Genomic DNA, 5,284 nt, shown 5'->3' with positions numbered 1-5,284 from the left:
CGAAACTCTGGACTCCCGGTGAGATCGTCTAAATCGGATGTAATTTTCTGGGTGTTTTGGAATGTTACTCTGGCGGAGTCTAATGTCTGTTGCAACATTGACAATGTTTTAGGATCGTTTAAGTTATCGGTAATTTTCCGCAGATTTAGCGATGTTTGATTGGCATTACTTAATACCCCTTCTAAATCTTTAGCTAATTTATCTGAATTAATTTTAGATATCGTCGTATTTAGCTTGACGATCGAGGGATTTATTGAATTAACTGTTTTACGTAAATCGACACTAAGCTTGTCGAAATTATTTAGAGAAGAGGCAAAAGTTTTCCGATTTTCAGCTACTAAACTATTAACGGAGCCAGCTAATTTTTTGTATTCAGCCGCAGTAGCAGTCAATTGGGCAGCAGTTACGGTAAACTTATCGGCACTTTGACCGATTTTGGTACTAGTTCGATCGAATGATGCCGTCAGGACATTTGCTTTTGCTGATAAATTATTTAGTTCGGTTTCGACAGTTTTTGGTAATTTAGAAAAATCATTAGTCACGCGATCGAGGCTTTTACTCAGTCGCGAGAAATCCTCAGCAGCCGCACCAGTTTTGACTAAAGTATTATTGAGGTTTTTGACTACTTCAGGATTACTATACAAATCGATTAATTTTGTGGCCCTTTGGAGTACTTCGTTAAAACTTGCGCCAATTTTACCGTTGACTTTAGCATTATTACAAAGAATCAAATTGCCATTGCATTGCGGATCTAGCGCCCCAGCGAGGGAGCGAGAATCGATCGCCACATTATTATTAGTGCGGGGGGTAATTTCGATGACGGGTTCGCCGATTAGCCCAGTTTGACTGACTTCTACTGCAACATCTTTGGGAATTGTGAGATTGGGATCGTCCATCTGCATCACGACAGCCACTCCATTGATACCTGGTTCGATTTTGGTAATTTTGCCTACCCGAATCCCCCGAAATCTGACGACACCACCGAGCTGAATCCCTGGTGCCTGAGCAAATTGCGCGATAATATTGTAAGACTGAGATCCTGGTGTCAATCCTCTAAGCCATAAGAAAATTGCGCCAAAGACAGCTAACCCAGCGATAAGCATCAATCCAACCGAACCTTCTCGGACTGCGCGTGATTGCATCTTAATTTATTGCTCCTAAACTCAACACGATCTAGACGAAATTTGGACTGAGAAATTGATTGAAGATAAAAAACTTGAGTGACAAATCGCTGGCTGTCTCTCCACTGGCAGCGATTTTAACTGCGTTCATGCCGATGGCGGATAACCGATTTGTGATGATAATGTCCTGTGCAAACAGATTTTTGTCGCCACTCGTCTCCATGTTACCGCGTCACTCTCCTAAATTAGTCTCGATCGAGACTAATTACGTGCAAACTACTAGTGATGGCGCTGCGGTTGCTGCGGAAATTTCAGCACCAGACATCAACGTTATCTACCTTAGAGCGATTCAAGCACCACGAAAATGAGTAAATGGCGAGATGTCAGCATTAAAGCGATTGTCGATTTAGTCAAATGGCTCCAGGCAACCCTGGCTTTGCCGGGAGCCATTGGCTGTAGCATCGGGATCCTAAGTGGCACCTCATCAGCAGCACTGCTGAGTGCCCTAGAGTGGGCGACAAGCTGGCGGGAGGCTCACGGATGGGTGTTGTGGCTATTGCCCTTGGGTGGGCTGCTCAGTGGGCTGATTTACCATTACTGGGGGCAAAGTGTCGCTGCTGGAAACAATCTCCTGCTCGAAGAAATTCACGATCCGCGATCGGTAATTCCGTTGCGGATGGTACCGTTGGTGTTAATTAGTACGACGTTGGCGCACCTATTTGGTGCCTCGGTGGGGCGAGAAGGGACGGCAGTTCAGATGGGTGGGGCGATTGCAGATCGCTTGAGACGAGTCGTAGGGCTGCCGGGAATCGATCGGCGAGTCGTATTGATGGCGGGGATTAGTGGCGGCTATGCGGGGGTATTTGGGACGCCGCTCGCGGGGATGTTGTATGGGCTAGAAGTTTTAGCTTTTGGCAAGTTTCGCTACGATGGACTATTGATGTGTGCGATCGCGGCGATCGTTGGCGATCGCACTACACTAGCATGGGGAGGACACCATCAACTTTATCCCATCCCGATCGTCCCCCAATTAACAATGCGGGGCTTAGTAACAATGATGTTGGCTGGTGCCATCTTCGGGCTAACCGCGCGGTTATTTGCCACTTTGACGCATCAGATTAGTGCTTACTTTACAGCGAAGATTAGTTATGCACCATTGCGTCCCTTCGTTGGTGGCATCTTAGTGGCGATCGCGATTCAATTAACTGGTACGACTAAGTATATCGGTTTAGGTGTACCGACGATCGTCAGTGCTTTTAATGTCCAACTTCCACCCTGGGATTTTGCTGCCAAAATTGCTTTTACTACCCTAAGTTTGGGAGCGGGATTTAAAGGTGGCGAAGTCACGCCCCTATTTTACATCGGTGCGACGTTAGGTAATGCGATTGCCCCACTGACAGGATTGCCCACACCACTCCTCGCTGGAATGGGATTTGTCGGTGTATTTGCTGGGGCTGCCAATACACCCCTAACTTCAATACTAATGGCGATCGAATTATTTGGCTCTCCAACTGGTATTTACGCGGCAATTACTTGTATCTGTAGTTATTTATGCTCTGGGCACGTAGGTATTTATCGATCGCAACGCGTGGGTGTGAGTAAATATGTTTCGCTCAAACATCATGAGGGCAAAAGTATTCAGGCACTAGAGATCGATCGAGATATCGATGCAAACTAACATCATCTTAGAACTCACTTGAAATCTGCTAGTGGGAAGGGCGGGTTTGTGTACCTACGGTAGGCTTCGCCAACGATACTGAATAGTAAGATCGATACTGACTGGCATAAACCCGCCCCTACAGTTGGTGTATTAGAGATAATATATTTAGCGATCGATACTCACAAATCCAGCTTTTTCTAGCAAGCTTTGTCCTTGCTTGGTTCTTAATAAGTCGGCATAAGTTTCGCCCACTTTTTGACGATTTGAGTCGTTGGTTTTGATGATGACGTAGATTTGGCGAGTGAGTGGGTACGATTGAGTTTTAATTACTTCGGTATTAATTTTATTACGCTGACCGTTATTGCAAGCAGCGGGAGATTGCAATGGTTCCTGATAAGGCTTAACTAAGTTATTCCCCGTTTGACCGATCGCTAGAGGCTGAGTGTTACACGAGTCAACAATAACTTCCTTGGCAGCTCCATAGTAGATTCCGCCGGGATTTTTACTGACTTGCTGCAACCCCTCAGTCGTATTACTAACAAATTGTGACTTAAGTTCATCGCTCTTTTTTAAGACCAAATCTTTAAAAGAAGAAACAGTACCACCAGATTTTTCGGTACGTGAAAAAGCGACGATCGGGAGATTTTGACCGCCGACTTGACTCCAGTTAGTTACTTTACCAGTATAAATATCGCGCAATTGGTCGATCGTTAAACCAGGAAGTTTGAGCTGCGGATTGACTACGACACTGAGCGCATCATAAGCTACAGCCTCTTGTTTGAGTTGACCTGCTTTGACACGCGGGTCGTCTTTGTATTTAGATTTGTCTAATGCGATCGAGGATTGAGCGAAATCTAAATCGCCTTCGAGCAGCCAACAAATGCCATTATTAGAGCCAGCTTTGCTGTCACATTTACCATTTTTTGTAGATTTAAAGTCTGGCGAACTAGCATCGGCATAGACGATATCAAAGTTCGGAAAAACGCCCTTAATTGCCGCATCGATCGATGATTGGATTTGTCTGGTAGTCGCCCAAGTCGTACTTCCCCCAAACTTAAATACACCCTGGGGTACATCTTTAATTTGCACGAATGAATCACCAGTACTATTGCTGGTAATGTTGGGTATCGATGGCTGTTTGGTACCCAAAAAATACATCGCGCCAGCAGCCAGTGGCAGCAGGAGCGCCGCTAATCCCAACCATGCGAGGGGCAATTTACGGGCGAGGGGCGGTACTGCCTGTGAGGCGACAGTGGGTGTCAGACTGGCGACGGGAAGCTGAAGGGGTTTTGTGAGTAAATTGGGGTTAGTGGGGGTTTGGAGAGGCTGATAGCTAACGATCTGACGGGTAACGATCGGCGATAGGGCGGCAATTTCGCTAAAAATAGTGGTGGTAGTATCGGGACGCTGATGTGGATCTTCCTGCATCAATCGATCGATTAAATCTAAGAAATCGCTGGCAACTTGGGGAGCCTTATCCCGCCAGATTAAGACATCGCGATAGGTATCGTAAAGATCGATCGGTTCTTTGCTAGTAAGTAGATAAACAAAGGTTCGCCCCAATCCAAAAAAGTCTGACTGAGCGAAGGTTTCTCCCCGCTGCTGTTCGGGAGCGGCATAACCGGGGGTATAAATCCGAGTAGCTTGGGGGGAGACATGGACGGCGGCTTGCTTGGCTGCACCGAAATCGATCGCGACTAATTGCCCATCGGGTTGGAGAATGATATTAGATGGCTTGATATCGCGATGAAAAATCCCGCGATAGTGGATTTCTTGGAGGATCTGCGTCAGTTGCGAGAGCCAGCCGATCGCCGTTTTCTGGTCGATCGGGCGCTGCATGACTTTGATATACTCTTCTAAGTCCATCCCAAAAATCCGCTCCATTACCAGGCAATGTAGAGCTGTCTGGGAGGCATTGGGAGTATATAAAAAGAAATCTTCGACTAAGGGAATCCCAGCAATTCCTTGTCCGGTTAAGCTTTCAAGGACTCTGTATTCGCGATCGAATAATTCGATTGCTTTAGCATTATTACTTTTGAGGACTTTGAGGACTTTGGGGACACCGCGCTCTGTGACTTCATAGGTATCCCCAAAGCCGCCTTTGTTGCTCATTAATTTGGCAACTCGATATTTACCTGCTAGGAGCAGTTCTGAGCCACAGCTTTGACAAAATAGCATCCGATCGGAGTTTTCTGGATGCGGACACTGAGGATTGATACACAGACTCATCCAACGTTAGCTCGATTCTAGGTATAACAATCCTTATATTGTATCGTCTTGGCCAATTTATGCGATCGGCTATAAGTCTCGATCTAACTATTTAGTTAAGTAGCTTGACTTAGCAGAGATTACGCAGAGCAGCTATTTCAATTTTTTAATAATCTCCTGAATTTTAGCTGCTGTTAATCCTTTGATTTTTAACACGCTCAGATCGTCCCAGCTAGCAAACTTTTGCGCTGGCTGACTAGCTCGCTTCAAGATAATACTTTCAACTATATCTCTC

At 45.8% G+C, this 5,284-nt stretch carries 4 protein-coding genes; 2 read left to right on the top strand and 2 right to left on the bottom strand.

Features of this window, described 5'->3' with window-relative positions:
• A partial coding sequence (locus RMO35_RS24715) for an MlaD family protein (RefSeq protein ID WP_309745341.1) occupies positions 1 to 1,142 on the bottom strand: 1,142 nt, incomplete at its 3' end.
• A gap of 59 nt (positions 1,143 to 1,201) precedes the next feature.
• Here RMO35_RS24715 and RMO35_RS24710 point away from each other — a divergent pair.
• Together RMO35_RS24710 and RMO35_RS24705 are read left to right on the top strand one after the other, a co-directional pair.
• A complete protein-coding gene (locus RMO35_RS24710; RefSeq protein WP_309745339.1) occupies positions 1,202 to 1,489 on the top strand; it encodes a hypothetical protein in 288 nt (95 codons plus the stop codon).
• The gene (locus RMO35_RS24705) at positions 1,486 to 2,799 is read left to right on the top strand and encodes a voltage-gated chloride channel family protein (RefSeq protein WP_309745337.1); all 1,314 of its coding nucleotides are present in this window, start codon (positions 1,486 to 1,488) and stop codon (positions 2,797 to 2,799) included. Before RMO35_RS24710 ends, RMO35_RS24705 begins: the two co-directional genes overlap by 4 nt.
• 147 nt (positions 2,800 to 2,946) lie before the next feature.
• Here the strand turns inward: RMO35_RS24705 and RMO35_RS24700 are convergent, their stop codons facing one another.
• Positions 2,947 to 5,010 carry a serine/threonine-protein kinase gene (locus RMO35_RS24700; protein WP_309745335.1) on the bottom strand — a complete coding sequence of 688 codons (2,064 nt, stop codon included), beginning with the start codon at positions 5,008 to 5,010 and terminating at the stop codon, positions 2,947 to 2,949.
• Positions 5,011 to 5,284 lie beyond the last annotated feature (274 nt).

Source organism: Chamaesiphon sp. OTE_20_metabat_361, from assembly GCF_031364565.1.
Note: the sequence above shows the minus strand (reverse complement) of the source record. Positions and strands in the feature narration are given on the sequence as shown.